This window comes from Pseudomonas phytophila (assembly GCF_025643095.1).
Lineage (GTDB): Bacteria > Pseudomonadota > Gammaproteobacteria > Pseudomonadales > Pseudomonadaceae > Aquipseudomonas > Aquipseudomonas quasicaspiana.
In genome coordinates this window covers 4,581,568-4,599,680 of record NZ_CP081201.1, presented here as the reverse complement: position 1 = coordinate 4,599,680, position 18,113 = coordinate 4,581,568, and the positions used below count along the sequence as shown (strand labels likewise).

The following is an 18,113-nucleotide window of genomic DNA, read 5'->3' as shown; positions in this document are numbered from 1 at the left end:
CCGGTATCCTTCGCGCCTTTATTTTTGCTCGTGATCAGGATCTCCCGTGAAGAATCAACTCATCGAATTAATCGGCAAAATCAGTTCGGGTTGCATGGGCGAGCAGGATATCGAGCGTGTTGCCGATGAGGCCGCACAGGCCTATGCGGATCCCTCGGCGTTTCTGGCCGCCAATTCCGATATCAATTACGACGATACGTTTCCGATCCCGTTGGGTGAGTGGGTGGTGGTGGGCAGTCTGCCTGACACCGTACTGTTTCAGGCCGATACCTACATGGACCTGTTCGCGCAGATCGTCGAATCGTTTGGTAAAGAGGTGGTGTTCAATATCAAGCCCAAGCAACTGGCCAAGGTTGAGGCGCTGGTTGCGCTCAATCGCATCCAGATTCAGCTGGGCAGTATGAATAAGGAAAACGGTGGCTATGTGTTGATGAATTTCAGCCAGCCGCTGGATGATGAACTGCAGACGGTACTCATCTACGGTAATGATCAGGCTCGTGTGCTTGAGTTGTGTGCTGCATTGAACATTCACGCAGCGCCGGCACTGGAAGCGCTGCGCAGCCTTTAACTGCCTAGCCCAGTGCCGTGTCGAGGAACATCATCACCGCAAAGCCGCCCATCAGCCCCAGGGTCGCTGAAGTCTGATGGCCATTGCGGTGGGTTTCCGGAATCACTTCATGTGACACCACGAAGATCATCGCGCCCGCAGCCAGCCCCAGGCTGACCGGATAAGCGATGGCAAAGCCGCTGGAAATCCCCAGGCCGATAAGCGCACCGATTGGCTCCATCAAGCCTGAGCCAACCGCGACCAGCATTGCCTTCATTGAAGACAGGCCCGTTACCCGCAACGCCAAAGCGATAGCCAGACCTTCGGGGATGTCCTGAATTGCAATGGCTGTGGCCAGCGGTACCCCGACCTCCATGTCACCATTGGCAAAACCGACGCCAATTGCCATGCCTTCGGGCAGGTTATGCAGAGTGATTGCCAGCACGAACAGCCAGACCCGGTTGATGCGCTCGGAATGAGGGCCCTGGCGGCCAACACTTTCGTGTTCATGGGGGGTGAATTTATCCAGGCCAAGCATCAATAGCACGCCCAGCCCAAGGCCGAGCACTACGGTGCCTGCAGCGAGAGGCCCGCTGTCGGTTATTTCACGGGCCGCCGCCAGGCCTGGCAAAATCAGCGAAAACGAACTGGCGGCAAGCATCATTCCGGCTGCGAAACCCAGCATCACATCCTGAGTCCGCTGAGCAACTTCCCTCAGTGCCACGGCAACGATTGCCCCTAAAGCCGTCGCCGCGAAACCTGCGGTACCACCGAGCAGCGCGTAATGCAGGTTGTCTTGATTGGTGCCGTAGATGGCGTTGTAACCGCTGGCAATGAAAAGCCCGAGGACGACCAGCACCACCAGCAGAAACCCCAGGCTGAGCAGGGGAGTGGACTGAGCCTGGGCTAACCATGAAGCCCAGAGCGATCTTGGTTGTGCGGGTGTTTGCATGACTGGCCGACCTGTCTGAAAATTCTGAAGGTCACTGTTTAAATAATGACCTGATCCGATTCGGAACCTGCAAATATGCTGTTGGTTCAACGGAACCCTGTAGGAAAGCCACTATCCTAAGCGGCAAGTATTCAATCTGGAGCAACATCATGGGTTCGACGTTTAATAGTTTGGTAGGGCTGATTATTCTGGCTCTCGATATCTGGGCCGTCATCCACGTACTGAAAAGTGGAGCAGAAACCGGTATCAAGGTTCTCTGGATATTGCTGATCGTCCTGATGCCTGTGCTGGGGCTGGTCATCTGGGCCCTCGCTGGCCCGCGGGGTAATGTGCGGATTTGACTCGGTTCCATGTGCTGAGCTTGTCCGCGATGCATGAGGCACGCATATCCCCTGTGGGAGCGAGGCTTGCCCGCGATATATGAGACACAGTCATAAGCCATACTGCGTTATCGTTTATCGCGAGCAAGCTCGGCTCCCACATGAAAATCTCGTGCATTCAATGATTTATATGTAGTGTGAGGAGCTGCCGAAGGCTGCGATAGCGGTGTATCAGGTTAAACGCTTCGCAGCCTTCCGCAGCTCCTACAAAATGCGCATCTTCAGACTCGGGGATTTTTTTAACAGAAACCCAGGGTTTTCAGCGATTGCGTCATCCGAGGTTCGACCTGTCATCTTTCGCGACGTAGAATGCGCGCCTTTCTTATGGGCGGCTGGCCGTCCTGTCTTCAGCATTCATCAGGGACCTACCCATGAGCGATTATCAAGAAACGTTGTACGAGGGTTACGGCCAGCGCTTTCGCATTGAAAAAATGCTTCACGAAGTGCGCACCGAGCATCAGCATTTGGTGATTTTCCAGAACCCGCGCATGGGCCGGGTCATGGCTCTGGATGGCGTGATTCAAACCACCGAAGCTGACGAATTCATCTACCACGAGATGCTGACCCACGTGCCGATCCTGGCTCATGGCGCAGCCCGTCGTGTACTGATCATCGGCGGCGGTGATGGCGGCATGCTGCGTGAAGTGGCCAAGCACGACACGGTCGAGCACATCACCATGGTTGAAATCGACGGCACCGTGGTTGAGATGTGCAAGGAGTTCCTGCCGGAACATTCCAAGGGTGCCTTCGATGACTCGCGCCTTAATCTGGTGATCGACGACGGCATGCGTTTTGTCGCGACCACTGAAGAGAAATTCGACGTAATCATTTCCGACTCCACCGACCCGATTGGTCCGGGCGAGGTGTTGTTTTCGGAAAACTTCTATCAGGCCTGCCATCGCTGCCTGAACGAAGGCGGTATTCTGGTGACGCAGAACGGTACTCCGTTCATGCAGCTCAGCGGCGTGCAAACCACGGCAGGGCGCATGCGTGGCCTGTTCGCGGACTGGCATTTCTATCAGGCAGCGATTCCGACTTACATCGGTGGTGCCATGACGTTTGCGTGGGGCGCGACCGATCCGGCTTATCGCAAGTTGCCACTGGAAACCTTGCGTCAGCGTTTCGCAGGCAGCGGCATTGTTACGCGCTATTACAATCCTGAAGTGCACATCGGCGCGTTCGCGTTGCCGCAGTATGTGTTGCAGGCTGTGAACAAACCCAGCAACGACTGACCTCTGCGAAAGTTACGCAGGCTTCTGCTGCCGGGAAGCGATGCCTGCGTAACATGCTAAAGGCGCCCATTACCGTCGATTCGCCACTACAAAATTTTCACGCCTCTTCATAGAACATTGCGCGCGCTTTTCGGCCGTTAGCGATGGGTACTGGTGTGGCCGGGTTTTATAATCCGCCTTCCTCTCACTTCTCACCCGACTTCCTACAGCTGAAAGTAAAACATCTGCCGTGTATCGCTGCTAAATCCTGGGCGATCACGTAAGATTTGCGCCCGTCGTTCGCCAATGCCCTGTCATTGCCGGGCGCGACTGCTTTTCGAACCTTACTTTGAATCCAACGGATCCTAGAACAACATGGCTAAACCGGACGCTATGATTCATAAGCACGCGTCGTCGCGCTCGCTGCAACCCACCGTCAAATCGCACCTTGCCTATACGCTGCTCAGCGCGTTGGTGCTGATGGTCATGTACACGCTGCTGCGGGTCGCTTTGCTGGTTTATAACCGCGAGATGATCGGTGATACACCGGCCTCGGCATTTGTCGAAGCCCTGTTCAACGGCATGCGTTTCGACTTGCGTCTGACGGTTTACCTGCTTGTCCCGCTGCTGCTCTCTTTATTCAGCGCACGGGCAATGGCTGCACGAGGCTTCTTCCGTTTCTGGCTAACTTTGGTTGCCAGCATCACGCTGTTTCTCGGCCTGATGGAGATGGACTTCTACCGCGAGTTCCACCAGCGCTTGAATGGTCTGGTGTTCCAGTACGTCAAGGAAGATCCAAAGACCGTTCTGAGCATGTTGTGGTACGGCTTTCCGGTGGTGCGCTATCTGTTGGCCTGGGCTGCAGTAACATGGCTGCTGAGCCTGGTATTCAAAGGGGTTGATCGTGTAACTCGTCCGCGTGGTGAGTTCAGCGTCAGCGATGCCAGCAATCGCACTGTTGCGCCTTGGTATGCACGTATTGGTGTATTCGTTGTTTGCCTGCTGATCGCTGTTATTGCCGTGCGTGGCACGCTGCGCCAAGGGCCGCCGCTGCGTTGGGGGGATGCTTACACCACGGAATCCAACTTCGCCAACACACTGGGACTCAATGGCACCCTGACGCTGATCGCCGCAGCCAAGGCCAGCATGTCATCGCATCGCGACAATGCCTGGAAAGCTACTTTGCCCGAAGCTGAGGCGGAGCAGATCGTGCGTGGCATGCTGTTGACCAGTCACGACAAACTGGTAGATGGCGATATCGCTTCTGTCCGCCGCGACTTCACGCCGCCGGTGGAAAATACGCTGCCAATCAAGAACGTCGTTGTCATCCTGATGGAAAGTTTCGCCGGGCATTCCGTAGGTGCCTTGGGGGATGAGGCGAATATCACACCTTACTTCGACAAGTTGTCCAAAGAAGGATTGTTGTTTGACCATTTCTTCTCCAACGGTACGCATACTCACCAAGGGATGTTCGCGACCATGGCGTGCTTCCCCAATCTGCCCGCTTTCGAGTATCTGATGCGTATGCCTGAGGGGGCTCACAAGCTGTCCGGCTTGCCGCAGTTGCTCAGCGCCCGTGGTTTTGACGACGTCTATGTCTACAACGGTAACTTCGCCTGGGACAACCAGTCGGGTTTCTTCAGTAATCAGGGAATGACTAACTTTGTCGGTCGTGAAGACTTCGTCAATCCAGTGTTTTCTGATCCGACCTGGGGAGTTTCTGATCAGGACATGTTTGATCGCGGCGCGCAGGAGTTGAAAGCTCGTGCGGAGAAGGGCAAGCCTTTCTATGCGCTGCTTCAGAGCCTTTCCAACCACACACCTTATGCATTGCCGACCAACCTGCCGGTCGAGAAAGTGACCGGTCAGGGCTCGCTGGACGAACACCTTACTGCGATGCGTTATTCAGATTGGGCGCTTGGCCAGTTCTTCGAGAAGGTCAAGAAAGAGCCGTTCTACAAGGAAACCCTGTTTGTTGTAGTGGGTGACCACGGGTTCGGTAATCACCAGCAGATTACTGAAATGGATCTGGGGCGCTTCAATGTGCCGATGTTGATTATCGCTCCGGGTGTTCAAGAGAAGTTTGGTCAGCGCAGCAGTATTGTAGGAACCCAGATCGACATCGTGCCCACGATCATGGGTCGTCTTGGCGGTGAAACCCGTCATCAGTGCTGGGGCCGCGACTTGCTCAACCTGCCGGCGGGCGACACGGGCTTTGGTGTGATCAAGCCATCGGGTGGTGAACAGACCGTCGCGCTGGTGACTCAGGATCGGATTCTCATTGAGCCCAAGGATATGGAACCTCAGGTGCTGTCCTACACCCTGGGACGTACGCCGCATGCTGAAGTGATTCCGAATGCGCCTGGTGCCAAGGAAATGCGTGACAAGCTCGACAGCTTCCTGCAAACGGCGACCAAGAGCTTGCTGGACAACACCGCAGGGGTCGAAGCGAGCAAGAATTGACCTGCTGGTGACGTAATCCAAAAAGCCCCTCATGCAGGGGCTTTTTGTTGTCTGGCCGAACGTATCGTCGTTTGCCGCCAGACAGCGTGGTGCCATTGAAACCGGGCGACTCGTATAAAAAAACCAACTATATGATTTGGAATGTTTTTTAGCTGTAGGAGCGCGCTTGCCCGCGATAGCTTCACCACAGGCGATATGTTCATCGGCTGACAGAACGAATCGCGGGCACGCGCGCTCCTACATGTCTGTGTACCGTGAGACCGCGTGGTGCCATTAACTCCGGGCCTTCTCCTCGGGAGTGTGCGTTTTAGCCTGACGAACAAGCACTGCAATGATTCAAATCCTGTGAACGAATGCCCGCGTCAAAAGGTCAAGATCACGTAAGCCGCATTGTCGGCTGCCGAGGAGACCTTGATGAAACAGTGGAACATTTCGTATCTCGACAAAGACGGTGTGCAACAAAGCCATGTGATGGAATCCGAGGAGCTTCCCAGCGATGAGAAGGCCGCCCAGCGTCTTCGGCACATCCTGGTTCCGGTTGCTGACGAGCTGGACATGAATGACCTGGATGGCCGTATAGCCGAGCCAACGGCCAAGTCTTTGAAAGAACACAACGCTGTGCAGATCATCTCGATCAAAGAGGTTTTCTGAGTCCATTGAAAAAATGCCCCCGCCGGGAATTGGCAGAAGACCAATGATGGGGTTACTCTGCAAGTGAGACGGGTGAAGCGTTTCTCCCGTTTTCTCCATGTCGATGCCGGTCTGGCAACAGGCACGGCCTTGTCAGCTACATGCTTGATCCCGTGAAGCAGAGTATCTGCTGTGTAGTGGTACTACCGGTGAGTGCCGCGCAGGGAATGTTGAAACTCTATCTATCGTTGAATAGGAGGACGTTTCATGAGCACAGCCTATCAAGAGGACATCAGCAGCAACGTGCTGCGCCGCATGAAAGAAAGCGGTTTCGATTTCGCACGCATCCATCCCATCGAGTTCTACGCCATTTTCCCGGACGAGGAACGGGCAAGGCAGGCTGCAGATCAGTATCGCGGCGAGTCCCTTAACACTCAGATCAATGTTCGAGATGACGGTGCCTGGCACTTGCAGCTAAGCAAGGTCATGCACGCGACTTATGATGGCATCGGTGATTTCGAGCAGGATTTTCAGGCTGCGATCACTCCGCTGGACGGAGAGGTCGAGGGCTGGGGAGTCAGACAGGAGATCAGGCGGCTACACGCATGAAACGCGCTATGACATGTTGAATCACCGGTCAATTGCCAGGTACATGCCTGGGGATTGGCCGGTTTTAGTTTGTATGTTCTAAACGTAAAACAGAGTATTCGTCGGCTGTGACCAGTGTGGGCTCAGTTTATGGCAGACAAAAAAAGAGCCACTCAGTGAGTGGCTCAAAGGGAAGTTCGGTAAGGGCAGCCCGCCTGGAAGTCGATACTGGCATCACGCTCGTTTTTTTCGACAGCGACTTGAAACGGGGCATACAAATTCGGTGTGTTTCGGATGTCGCTGATTATCGACAAACGATATCGTCTCGTGAAATCAACTCTGGCTATGCTGGTCATAGCTTTTGCGGTTGAATGACGCTTCCGAATGAGGCGTAGGAGAACTGGTTGGGAAGCTTCTTGCACAGGAATGGTGCGGTGGGCTTTCGATGTTTATATAACCAGTTGATATTTAAGCGTTTATGCCGATGGCACGGGCCTTGCGAAGGCCTTTGGTGTCCGTGGTGACAAGGAGTACGGCATGATCCGCACCTTTTATGATGAGATGTACGATGCTGGCGGTATAGTCCGCCCGCATTACCGGGAATTTGCCCGTTGGTTGGGTGAGACGCCCCCTGAGCTCCTGGCTCAGCGCAGGCGTGAAGCCGATCTATTGTTTCATCGCGCCGGGATCACGTTCACGCTCTATGGTGATGAGCAGGGCACCGAGCGCCTGATTCCTTTTGACACGATTCCACGCAGCATTCCGGCCAGTGAATGGCGGGTGGTTGAGCGAGGCTGTATCCAGCGCGTCAAGGCGCTGAACATGTTCCTTGCCGACCTCTATCACGAGCAGCGGATTATCAAGGCAGGGGTTATCCCCGCCGAACAGGTGCTGGCCAACGAGCAATACCAGTTGGCGATGCAGGGCCTGAATTTGCACCGCGACCTTTATTCGCACATCTCCGGGGTCGACCTGGTGCGTGATGGTGACGGCACTTACTACGTGCTGGAAGACAACCTGCGCACGCCGAGCGGCGTGAGTTATATGCTCGAAGACCGCAAGATGATGATGCGTCTGTTCCCCGAGCTGTTCGCCGCGCAGCGCATTGCGCCTATCGATCACTACCCGAATCTGCTCCTCGACACGCTGAAGAGCTCCAGTCCGCTGGATAATCCGAGCGTGGTTGTACTCACACCGGGCCGCTTCAACAGTGCGTTCTTCGAGCATGCGTTCCTTGCACGGGAAATGGGTGTTGAGCTGGTCGAGGGGGCGGATCTGTTCGTGCGTGATGATCGAGTATTCATGCGCACCACAGATGGACCGAAAGCGGTGGATGTTATCTACCGTCGTCTAGACGACGCATTCCTTGATCCATTGGCGTTCAACCCTGATTCGATGCTGGGTGTGCCTGGCCTGCTGTCGGCCTATCGCTCAGGAAATGTGGTGTTGGCAAACGCAATCGGTACAGGTGTCGCGGACGATAAGTCGGTTTATCCCTATGTCACGGATATGATCCGTTTCTATCTGGATGAAGAACCGATCTTGCAGAATGTGCCGACCTGGCAATGCCGCAAGCCTGCTGACCTGTCCCATGTGCTGGCCAATCTGTCGGAACTGGTGGTCAAAGAGACTCAAGGGTCGGGCGGTTACGGCATGCTGGTGGGGCCAGCTTCGACGGCGGCGGAAATCGAGTCGTTCCGCGCCCGCATCAAAGCCAAGCCACACGCTTACATCGCGCAACCGACGTTGTGCCTGTCGACCTGTCCGACATTTGTCGAGAACGGCATCGCACCGCGCCATATCGATTTGCGCCCGTTTGTCCTTTCTGGTCGTGAAACCCGCGTCGTACCCGGCGGGCTTACCCGAGTCGCGCTGCGTGAAGGCTCGCTGGTGGTGAACTCGTCTCAAGGTGGCGGAACAAAAGACACCTGGGTGGTCGAGGATTAAGGATGCCTGCCAATGCTAAGTAGAACTGCCTCGGATTTGTATTGGATGTCGCGTTATCTGGAGCGAGCGGAAAACCTCGCGCGGATGCTTGACGTCAGTTACTCGCTGTCTTTGATGCCTCAGGATGGGCGGGGTGACGGGCTCGATGAGCTGGCCATGCCACTGCTGATCACCGGCACGCTGGATCATTATCTGGAGCGTCACGGTGAGCTGCACGCAGAACGCCTGTTGCATTTTTTCGCGCTGGACGCGAGCAACCCGGCCAGTATTTACAGCTGTCTGGGCGCCGCACGTGCCAGTGCTCATGCGGTACGTGGCCGAATCACCGCGGACATGTGGGAGAACATCAACTCCACCTGGCTGGAGATTCGCGGCATCGCCGAACAAGGCCTGACCCGTTATGGCATGAGTCGTTTCTGCGAGTGGGTCAAGGAGCGTTCGCACCTGTTTCGTGGTGCCACATATGGCACGATCATGCGTCATGACGCATTCCGTTTCATCCGGCTGGGCATATTCATCGAGCGCGCCGACAACACCATGCGCATGCTCGATGCGCGCTATGAAATGCTCGAGCTGCGTGGGACTGACACCAATGTGGACGCCGACAGCTCGGCTCATGGTTATTACCAGTGGAGCGCGCTGCTGAGGGCATTGTCGTCCTTCGAAGCCTACACGGAGCTGTATCGCGATGCGCCAGCCGCGAGGCATGTTGCAGAGCTGCTTTTGTTGCGCCCCGACGTACCCCGTTCGCTGAGTGCATGTCTTGAAGAGCTGGATCAGATCCTTGCCAGCCTGCCGGGCGCCAATGGCCGACCTGCGCAACGTCTGGCCGCTGAGCTGGATGCACGTCTGCGCTACACCGGGATCGACGAAATACTGGAGGAAGGCTTGCACGAGTGGTTGAACGAATTCATCCCTTTGCTGGCCCAATTGGGTAACGCTATTCACACTTCTTACCTGGAGGCTGCATGAGACTCTCAATTAGCCACGAGACCACCTATCACTATGAGGATCAGGTCCGCGCAAGCATCCAGTATTTACGTCTGACACCGCACGATAGCGAGCGCCAGCAAGTGCTCAGCTGGCAACTGACCCTGCCGCGCCCGGTGCGCGCGCAGATCGATCCGTTTGGCAACATCCTGCATGTGTTGAGCATGGATGAGCCCCACGAGGCGATCATTATCGGCGCGCGCGGCCAGGTTGAAATCGACGAGAAGCGTGAAGCCGAACATGAAAGTCAGTCTCCGCTGCCGTTCCTGCGTTTCACGCGTCTGACGGAGCCTGATGAAGCCATTCGTGCCTTTGCCAGTCAGCAGTGCAAAACGCGCAAGGACCGCACGGCATTGATTGATCTGATGCACGCGTTGAATCAGTACATTACCTACACGCCGGGGTCTACCGAGGTCGATACTTGCGCAGCGCAGGCCTTTGCGGGCCGGACAGGCGTTTGTCAGGACCACACCCATGCGTTTCTGGCCTGCACACGCAGCCTCGGGATTCCGTCACGGTATGTGTCCGGTTATTTGTACAGCGAAGACAGCGAACATCTTGCCAGTCATGCCTGGGCTGAAGCCTGGATCGACGACGCCTGGTACAGCTTTGACGTGACCAACCAACTGGCGATCCCGGAGCGGCACCTGAAACTGGCGGTAGGTCTGGATTATCTCGATGCCTGCCCGGTCCGCGGTATGCGCCGCGGCGGTGGTAGTGAACAGATGCACGCCAAGGTACTGGTGTCGCCGATGGTTGGCGCACCGAAGGTCATGATGCAAGCCCAGCATCAGTAATCGCGAGGGGCGGCATCAGCCATTGATGCAAGCCCCCTCGCCAACAAGTTGCCTCCTACCTGACACGGTGCTGAACCGGTAGGAGCGAACTTGTTCGCGAGGCGGGCCAGACCCATACCGCGCTTATCGTTATTCTCCCGCCTTACGCCGCGCCACCATGTGCTCCAGATAAGCAATCACCTGATCCAGTTCTGTATCGGACAAGACTTCCTTCGGGATGGAAGGCATCTTGCCTTGCGGCCATTCGCGCAGGCTTTGCGGGTTGCGAATGTATTGGCGCAGGTACCCGGCGCTGAAGTATTCGGTTGGGCTGTGCGGCAGGTTCAGGTCAGGGCCCAGTTGTGAATCCCCGGCAGCGTTGAGGCGATGACAGGCCAGGCAATTCTTCTGGAAAAGCGCGAAACCTTTGTTTACCGGATCTTCAGCCGCCAGTGTCGGGTCGGGTAGCAACGCGGGAAAGCGCTCGCTGACGGACGCCAGCACTCGCAGGGTGCTCATCGCATACGGCCATTCTTCGCGGCCAATATTGTCGGCCGAGGGGGCTGTCCACACCAGATAGAACGGTCCAGCGCTTTGCGAACCGTTGCTCAGCGCTGGCCAGGGATGAGCCGGGTCCTCAATGGCCAGCCATGCCTTCGAACCTTTGGGTTGTACCACCGGTGCTGCGGGTATTTCCGCGGCGAATCCGTCGGTCGCAACCGCCTGCAGGTGATCCTGTGCTGTAACACCCTCCAGCAGCGCTCCAAGAGGAATGGCGCGATAGCTCATGTCACGTTTGTAGGCGACATCCTCGCTGATCTGGATGGTCTGAATCTGTGGGTGTACGAGCAACTGACGGGTCTCCCAGGTTTCGACTCCATGAGATCGTTCGATTCTGAGCTGTGCAGCTTGCAGGGAGAGTTGCGGGACGAGTGTCAGCGCTGCGAGGGAAAGAATAAAACGCAAACCATTACTCCGCCGGGTCGTCGCTGGTGTCGTAAAGAGCGTTGTGCAGCTCTTCATAGTTGCCACCATTGATAACGCTGTAATAACCGGCCCTGTTCAGTTTGTCCTGAGCTTTGCTGGCTTTTTCGTTGCTGCTGCTGAACACCACAAACACCACGTTGCGGTCATTGAGCACCTGCTTCATTTGATTGACCAGACGTCGCTCCTCTACGCGTACCGCGTTGAGTACAGTGCCCGCGTCGTAGTCAGTCTGGCTGCGCACATCGACGGCCAGTTTCCCTTCCTTGAGCGCTGCTACGGCAACCGCTTGTTCGACATCACCTGCGGCGGCGCTACCGGTGCAGAGTAAGAGCCCAAGCGCTATCCATTTACCCATCACCAAATGCCTCCTTTCATAGATGAGCAAAGACTGGCACAGATAATCGTCGCCCGGTAGGGCGCAGTCGTCTGGGTTTACTGCTGCAAAGCCTGTCAGCCGAATAGACGAGTCATATTTGGCAAGATCAACAGCAGGGTAGTGGCGAACAAGATAAGCCCGGCTTGACGTACTTTCGAATGCTTAAACATGGCTATCTGCCTTTTTTTGTTATTCCTGAGCGACAAAAGCTCACCGAATGTATTGATAATGTTCGGGCAGCTGGCAAAGGTGTTTCTTTGAGCAACCGGTCCGGCAAATCCGCCGACAACCCGAGCGCCGCATATAGTTTTTATCGCGCTACTGTTGCTACAAAATTAACCTTAGAGTCCAAGGTCGTTGTTGTTTAGAACCATTTCGTATGTATGGCCAACTCATACGAATAACCAGTTATAGGAACTGCGGTTAACGGGGCGCATGTTCCCCTGCTAGACAGGTCGGGCATTTTTTCAGCCTGATTAGTGCCGACCTACCGTTCGTCGGTGTCGGAATATTCCTACGTCGGTCATTACTGTTGTACCAACCTTACAAAATACCGGTTGCTAAAAATGCACGCGGTACAGCGATGGTTCAGGTAATGATGCACAGACCCGGCAACCGGCGCTTGCCTTGGCATACCCGTTCAAGGCAGGCTTGGGCCGCGCACTATCGCCTTGACCGTTTCAGGTACTTTTTATGCCGCTACGCATCTGCATTCTGGAAACCGACGTCCTTCGCCCTGAGCTGGTGGATCAATATCAGGGGTATGGGCGGATGTTCGAACGGCTCTTCGCACGGCAACCCATTGCCGCCGAGTTCGAGGTCTACAACGTGATGCAGGGCGTATACCCACCGGAAGGCGAGCGCTTTGACGCGTATCTGGTGACCGGCAGCAAAGCTGACTCGTTTGGCACTGATCCGTGGATTCAAACCCTGAAAGTCTATTTGCTGGAGCTTTATCAGCGCGGCGACAAACTGCTCGGTATCTGCTTCGGTCACCAGTTACTGGCGTTGCTGCTGGGGGGTAAAAGTGAGCGGGCTAGCAAAGGCTGGGGCGTCGGTATCCATCACTACGAGCTGGCACCTGCCACGCCATGGATGACGCCGGCCATGGACAAACTGACCCTGCTGATCAGTCATCAGGATCAGGTCACCGCGTTACCGGAAAACGCTACGGTCATTGCTTCGAGCGAGTTCTGCCCGTTTGCGGCGTACCACATCAATGATCAGGTGTTGTGCTTCCAGGGACATCCGGAATTTATTCACGATTACTCCCGGACCTTGCTGGATATTCGCCAGGCCTGTCTGGGCGAGAAGGTTTACCAGAACGGTATCGCCAGCCTCGAGCATGACCATCACGGCCAGACGGTAGCCGAATGGATGATGCGGTTCGTGCAGCATAAAGCTGCGGTTTAAAGTGTGTTGCGCCCTCGCGGCTGAAGCCGCTCCTGTCAAACTACATGTATATCGCTGAATTGAAATGCATTTTGTAGGAGCGCGCTTGCCCGCGATCGCGTCAGCACAGGCGATATATGCACCGAATGACAGACCGAATCGCGAGCAAGCTCACTCTCATCAAGCCACATGCAAACCACTGGATTGAAATGCATTTTCTGTAGGATCTGCCGAAGGCTGCGAAGCATTTCTCCTGAAACATCGCGATCGCAGCCTTCGGCAGCTCCTACAGGTCCTATGTTTGCCTCGAGACGGCGCAGTGCCATCGACACCGGAGCTCCTACAGTATTCGTGTTTGCTGCGCGAGGCGGGCGCTCCACAGCTCCACCGGTTGGCGCGATGCCCCTACGGATATGCGCGGCTTCAAAGCCAGCCTGAACGCTTGAAGCTTGCGAACAGTCCGCCACACACCGTCGCAATCGTGCCCAGCACCACGTAATAGCCGTAGTGCCAGGTCAGCTCCGGCATGTTCTCGAAGTTCATCCCGTAAATGCCCGCGATGGCTGTTGGTACGGCAAGGATCGCAGCGTAGGCCGCAAACTTGCGCTGCACGATGCTCTGTCGTGACGACTCCAGCAGCAGGCCAATCTCGATGGTCTGACTGGCGATATCACGCAGGTTGCCCAAATCTTCCATTTGCCGCTTGACGTGAATTTCCACATCGCGGAAGTACGGTCGCATATTTTTGTCGATGAAGGGAAAGCTGAGTTTCTGTAGTTCTTCGCCGACCTCCACCATCGGCGCTACGTAACGCCACAGGCGCAACAGGTCGCGACGCAGACTATGGATGCGCTGGATATCGCTCTCTTTCAACGCCCCGGTCAGCACGCTGTGCTCCAGCTCTTCCAGTTCGCAGTGGATAGACTCTGTGACTGGCTGATAATTTTCCGTCACGAAATCCAGCAGGGCATAGAGCACAAAGTCTTCGCCATGCTCCAGCAGCAACGGTCGCGCTTCACAGCGTTGGCGCACCAGTCCATAGGACTTGGAGTGACCATTGCGCGAGGTGATGATGTAGCCCTTGCCGGCAAATATATGAGTTTCAACAAACGTCAGTTTGCCGTTCTCTCTGACCGGTGCGTAGGTGACGATAAACAGCGCGTCGCCGAAGGTTTCCAGCTTGGGGCGGCTGTGTACTTCAAGGGCATCTTCAAGGGCCAGCTCATGCAGTTTGAACTGCTCCTTGAGGCTGCAGAGCTCAGTGGCAGTCGGTTGCTCCAGACCGATCCAGACAAAATGACCGGGTTTTGCGGCCCAGGCTGCGCCTTCTTCGAGACTGATATCGGTGACTTTCTTGCCTGCACTGTACACCGCAGCGGCAACGACTCGACCCATTTTGGTTTTGCATCCTGAAAGTGGCAGGGGATGCCCGGCAACGGGCTCACGAATAAGAGTCGGCAAAGCCCGCCGAGTTCGCGGGCTGTCTAACGTCTGGTTTGACAGGCGCCTGAAGTCAGCTCAACGAATGCTGCTGATCGGCTTCAATGGCCGCATCCAGCGTATCCAGCAGCGCTTTGCGCACTTTCAGCTTGGTGTGCTTGTGGGCGTTCATGTTGATCTTTTTCAGTTGCAGCGCGGCTGTGCGTGCGGCTTCAGTGAGCTCTTCGACGCTGACCAGCTTGTCGAGGAAGCCTGCATCCATTGCACCTTTGGGATCGAACATTTCGCCGTTGATGACCGAACGGTGGAAAGCCGATTTGCGCAGGCGATCCCTGGCCAGTTCGATGCCGACGTGGTGCATGGTCATGCCGATCTGCACTTCATTCAAACCAATGCTGAACGGCCCCTCGACACCGATTCGATAGTCAGCGGACAGCAGCAGGAACGCGCCTTTGGCGACCGCATGACCTGGGCAGGCGATGACGATAGGGAAGGGGTGGGCCAACATGCGTCGGGCCAGCGTCGAACCTTCCTTGACTAGACTGATGGCGGCTTCAGCGCTTGAGGTCATGACTTTCAGGTCGTAGCCACCGGAAAGAATGCCGGGCTGGCCGGTGATGATCACCACCGCGCGATCTTTCACGGCTTGATCGAGCGCGCTATTGAAAGCAGCTACCACCTCAGGGGAAATAGCGTTGACCTTGCCGTTGCTCAGGGTCAGCGTGGCGATGCCGTCTTCCAGTTGGTAAGAGATCAAATCACTCATGACAATGTTCCTTGTTATTGACGTGAGCAGACGTTACTCACCCACAAGGGGCAGGTAAAGCGATGACTACCGGGTCATTTTTTCTTTGAACGTCTGCTGTCAGTGGCCGCTTATAGAATCGCTGATCGGGCGCTGAACAATGCCACTTTGCCCACCACTTCAATGCTTACCTGAGCGAAGTGCAGTTCAAGCGCACTGCGCAACCCCGCCACGGTATCGCTGCGGTTACCGAAAATCCCTTTCTTGTTGTAGATGTCCATCAGCTTGCGGCCAAAGCCATTGTGGTCAGCCGCATCTCCGAGGATGGTGGCGCCGAACAACACGCCATTGTTTTTCAGGCAGGGCTTGAGGCTGGCGAACACCTGGGCCTTTTCGGCCATGGTGCCGGGCAGGCAATGCAGCAGATAGAACAGAGAGATCGAGTCGTAGCGGCCATGCTGCGAGGCATCCAGCGGTTTGAACACATCATGTTGCAGGACTTGCGTGTCAGCGCGACCGAAGCGGTCTTTGGCGGCCTGAAGGCTGCTGGGGTTCAAGTCCAGCAAGGTGACGTGAGTGGTGTCCGGCAGGCGGGCTTTGGCCAGGTAATAACCGGTGCCGACACCCACATCAAGATGGCGTGCGCCCACGTGACGGTCGAAGAATGGCTGTAATACTTGCCGGGTAGGGCAGTGCCAGGCGAACTGGTTGGAAATGCCCAGTACCCAGGCGTCGTAAAGCTTCAGCGTCAGGGGCGAGTAAACGGCAGCCCCTGCTTCGGAGGATGTGCTCATCAGTGCGCTACTCCTGAATGTCGTTCAGCTCGCAATATTCCGCCCAATCCATACCCAGCGCTTCTGCCACCTGCTGATGGGTGTCAAGGCGCATGGCCTTGAGTTGCTCAGGCGTTTCAGCGATCAGTTGCGCTGCCAGCTCCCAGGGTTCGATGCCTTGTGCTTCCGCTTCATCTTCAAAGGCCCACTTGATCTGATCTTGCTGATCCTTGGCGCTAAGGCTCTGAATTTCATCGCGCAGAAGAGGATTGGTCTCAAGGTATTTAGCTTGAGTAACGTCGTTCCATTCGAGCAGATTCATCGGGTTCTCCGCAGGTTTGCAGCCAAGTCAGTATCTCCAGCACAACGCGCCAAAGAGACGGGAACGCGATTGTGCGTGATTGGGGGTTGAGCTGCCAGTGCCACCGGGCCTGTCACGTGGAATGGGGCAGCAGCTATCAGCCAGCCATCGCCATCCTCAGCGCCACTGCAGCCTCCAACAGTTTGTGTGCCTGAAGCGCAACGTTTGCCGACAATCCTTCGTCACCAGCCTCCTTGAGCATGACAACCAGATCCAGCAATTTGCCCACCTCTGTTTCAATATTGCGCACGGATTCCGAGATTTGATACCTGGGTGAATGTGCCATCGCTTTCGATCTCCGCCGAGCAGGATTCGAATATAAAGCAATGCTCCACAGGAAATCACCCCGGCCAGTATCTGCACGAGGTGAAACCCTGTGATCATGAGCTGGCGCCATGCGCGCAGAGGGGGATTTGCTTAACCGCATGAAAAATCTGAAAAAACCTTTGCGTTCGCAAAAGCTTTCGACTACATTAGCGCGCCTCGACAGACCAACGGTGTGACGAGATACGGTGAAGTGTCCGAGTGGCTTAAGGAGCACGCCTGGAAAGTGTGTATACAAGAAATTGTATCGAGAGTTCGAATCTCTCCTTCACCGCCAAATTCGCTACAAACGAAACCCCTGATTTCCTTGAGAAGTCAGGGGTTTTTCGTTTCTGGCTATTTGTCCTTTCAGCAGTTCATCAAAACCGCTTCAACAGATAGGCCCGGCGATTCATCAAGCCCCAAACCCGCCATCAATCGTCAAACTCGCGCCGGTGATGTAGCCCGCTTCCGGGCCCGCAAGGTAAGCAACGAAACTGGCGATCTCTTCGGCGTGGCCGTAACGACCAATAGCCATCAGCGGGATCAGTGATTCGGCGAAGTCGCCGGTGGCCGGGTTCATGTCGGTGTCGACCGGGCCGGGCTGTACGTTGTTGATGGTGATGCCCCGTGGACCGAGGTCCCGGGCGAGGCCTTTGGTCAGACCGACCAGCGCTGACTTGCTCATGGCGTACACACCGCCACCGGCGAAGGGCATGCGGTCGGCGTTGGTGCTGCCGATGTTGATGATGCGACCGCCATCGCCCATGTGCTTTGCTGCGGCCTGTGAGGCAATGAATACGCTGCGCACGTTGATATCCAGCGTACGGTCGAAATCTTCCAGGCTGAACTCATCCAGCGGACCGATGGCGAGCACGCCTGCATTGTTGACCAGGATGTCGACGCGGCCGAATTTTTCAACTGTAAGGGCAACTGCGTTACGAATGGCTTCTGCGTCTGCGCTATCGGCTTTGATTGCCAGGGCCTTGCCGCCATTGCCCGTGATGCTTTCCTGCAGTTCCTGCGCCTTGGCCTCGGAGCTGACGTACGTAAAAGCGACTGACGCGCCTTCTTCGGCCAGACGTTTGACGATGGCGGCGCCGATACCCCGTGAGCCGCCTTGAACGAGCGCTATTTTGCCGCTGAGTGGTGGTTGCTGAGTCATGAGATTCTCCTGAGCAGTTGTTAAGTGAGTTGTTGGGGGGCAGTATCCGGCGCAGATTGCATCCTGAGTAGACGGTAATTGCGATAG

The 18,113-nt window shown here is 55.9% G+C and carries 19 protein-coding genes and 1 tRNA gene; 11 read left to right on the top strand and 9 right to left on the bottom strand.

What is annotated here, in order from left to right; translation table 11 throughout:
- The first annotated feature begins 46 nt into the window (after window positions 1–46).
- On the top strand, window positions 47–568 hold the full coding sequence (locus K3169_RS20770; RefSeq protein WP_122706037.1) for a hypothetical protein: 522 nt from the start codon (window positions 47–49) through the stop codon (window positions 566–568).
- 4 nt (window positions 569–572) lie between these two features.
- On the opposite strand, the gene K3169_RS20765 is transcribed toward K3169_RS20770, so the two are convergent.
- The gene (locus tag K3169_RS20765) at window positions 573–1,499 is read right to left on the bottom strand and encodes a ZIP family metal transporter (RefSeq protein ID WP_122395621.1); all 927 of its coding nucleotides are present in this window, start codon (window positions 1,497–1,499) and stop codon (window positions 573–575) included.
- A 149-nt stretch (window positions 1,500–1,648) separates the two neighbouring features.
- Here K3169_RS20765 and K3169_RS20760 point away from each other — a divergent pair, with 149 nt between their 5' ends.
- From K3169_RS20760 to K3169_RS20725, 8 genes are all read left to right on the top strand, one after another.
- Entirely contained in the window at window positions 1,649–1,840 is a 192-nt protein-coding gene (locus K3169_RS20760; protein ID WP_099267294.1) for a PLDc N-terminal domain-containing protein, read from the top strand.
- 410 nt (window positions 1,841–2,250) lie between these two features.
- Complete coding sequence (gene speE / locus K3169_RS20755; protein ID WP_095099563.1) at window positions 2,251–3,111, top strand: polyamine aminopropyltransferase; 861 nt, start codon at window positions 2,251–2,253, stop codon at window positions 3,109–3,111.
- 354 nt (window positions 3,112–3,465) lie between these two features.
- Window positions 3,466–5,553, top strand: a complete 2,088-nt coding sequence (locus K3169_RS20750; protein WP_263267792.1) for an LTA synthase family protein — start codon at window positions 3,466–3,468, stop codon at window positions 5,551–5,553.
- 414 nt (window positions 5,554–5,967) lie between these two features.
- Complete coding sequence (locus K3169_RS20745; protein WP_027898879.1) at window positions 5,968–6,204, top strand: hypothetical protein; 237 nt, start codon at window positions 5,968–5,970, stop codon at window positions 6,202–6,204.
- Window positions 6,205–6,450: 246 nt separating this feature from the next.
- Complete coding sequence (locus K3169_RS20740) at window positions 6,451–6,792, top strand: ribonuclease E inhibitor RraB (RefSeq protein ID WP_027898878.1); 342 nt, start codon at window positions 6,451–6,453, stop codon at window positions 6,790–6,792.
- Between the two features lie 516 nt (window positions 6,793–7,308).
- Window positions 7,309–8,718 carry a circularly permuted type 2 ATP-grasp protein gene (locus K3169_RS20735; RefSeq protein WP_263267788.1) on the top strand — a complete coding sequence of 470 codons (1,410 nt, stop codon included), beginning with the start codon at window positions 7,309–7,311 and terminating at the stop codon, window positions 8,716–8,718.
- 12 nt (window positions 8,719–8,730) lie between these two features.
- Window positions 8,731–9,690, top strand: a complete 960-nt coding sequence (locus tag K3169_RS20730; RefSeq protein WP_027898876.1) for an alpha-E domain-containing protein — start codon at window positions 8,731–8,733, stop codon at window positions 9,688–9,690.
- Window positions 9,687–10,505 (top strand): transglutaminase N-terminal domain-containing protein, encoded by an 819-nt coding sequence (locus K3169_RS20725; RefSeq protein ID WP_027898875.1) that lies wholly within the window; start codon window positions 9,687–9,689, stop codon window positions 10,503–10,505. The genes K3169_RS20730 and K3169_RS20725 overlap by 4 nt, the downstream gene beginning before the upstream one ends.
- Before the next feature lie 129 nt (window positions 10,506–10,634).
- Here K3169_RS20725 and K3169_RS20720 read toward each other — a convergent pair whose 3' ends face one another.
- On the bottom strand, window positions 10,635–11,450 hold the full coding sequence (locus tag K3169_RS20720; RefSeq protein WP_263267786.1) for a cytochrome c: 816 nt from the start codon (window positions 11,448–11,450) through the stop codon (window positions 10,635–10,637).
- 4 nt (window positions 11,451–11,454) lie between these two features.
- Window positions 11,455–11,826, bottom strand: a complete 372-nt coding sequence (locus tag K3169_RS20715) for a rhodanese-like domain-containing protein (protein ID WP_099267288.1) — start codon at window positions 11,824–11,826, stop codon at window positions 11,455–11,457.
- A 714-nt stretch (window positions 11,827–12,540) separates the two neighbouring features.
- Here K3169_RS20715 and K3169_RS20710 point away from each other — a divergent pair.
- Complete coding sequence (locus K3169_RS20710) at window positions 12,541–13,260, top strand: amidotransferase (protein WP_263267783.1); 720 nt, start codon at window positions 12,541–12,543, stop codon at window positions 13,258–13,260.
- A 402-nt stretch (window positions 13,261–13,662) separates the two neighbouring features.
- Here K3169_RS20710 and K3169_RS20705 read toward each other — a convergent pair whose 3' ends face one another.
- The 5 genes from K3169_RS20705 to K3169_RS20685 form a co-directional block, all read right to left on the bottom strand.
- Entirely contained in the window at window positions 13,663–14,634 is a 972-nt protein-coding gene (locus K3169_RS20705) for a magnesium and cobalt transport protein CorA (protein ID WP_099267286.1), read from the bottom strand.
- Window positions 14,635–14,752: 118 nt separating this feature from the next.
- A complete protein-coding gene (locus K3169_RS20700; RefSeq protein ID WP_122395614.1) occupies window positions 14,753–15,445 on the bottom strand; it encodes a crotonase/enoyl-CoA hydratase family protein in 693 nt (230 codons plus the stop codon).
- 110 nt (window positions 15,446–15,555) lie between these two features.
- Window positions 15,556–16,218: a class I SAM-dependent methyltransferase gene (locus K3169_RS20695; RefSeq protein WP_122706045.1), complete on the bottom strand. Its 663-nt coding sequence runs from the start codon at window positions 16,216–16,218 to the stop codon at window positions 15,556–15,558.
- A 7-nt stretch (window positions 16,219–16,225) separates the two neighbouring features.
- Window positions 16,226–16,519: a DUF6388 family protein gene (locus K3169_RS20690; RefSeq protein WP_027898868.1), complete on the bottom strand. Its 294-nt coding sequence runs from the start codon at window positions 16,517–16,519 to the stop codon at window positions 16,226–16,228.
- A gap of 136 nt (window positions 16,520–16,655) precedes the next feature.
- Entirely contained in the window at window positions 16,656–16,844 is a 189-nt protein-coding gene (locus K3169_RS20685; RefSeq protein ID WP_027898867.1) for a hypothetical protein, read from the bottom strand.
- A 225-nt stretch (window positions 16,845–17,069) separates the two neighbouring features.
- On the opposite strand from K3169_RS20685, the gene K3169_RS20680 reads away from it, so the two are divergent.
- Window positions 17,070–17,159, top strand: a tRNA-Ser gene (locus K3169_RS20680).
- Between the two features lie 117 nt (window positions 17,160–17,276).
- Here the strand turns inward: K3169_RS20680 and K3169_RS20675 are convergent.
- Window positions 17,277–18,026 carry a 3-oxoacyl-ACP reductase family protein gene (locus K3169_RS20675; protein ID WP_263267780.1) on the bottom strand — a complete coding sequence of 250 codons (750 nt, stop codon included), beginning with the start codon at window positions 18,024–18,026 and terminating at the stop codon, window positions 17,277–17,279.
- Between the last annotated feature and the right edge of the window lie 87 nt (window positions 18,027–18,113).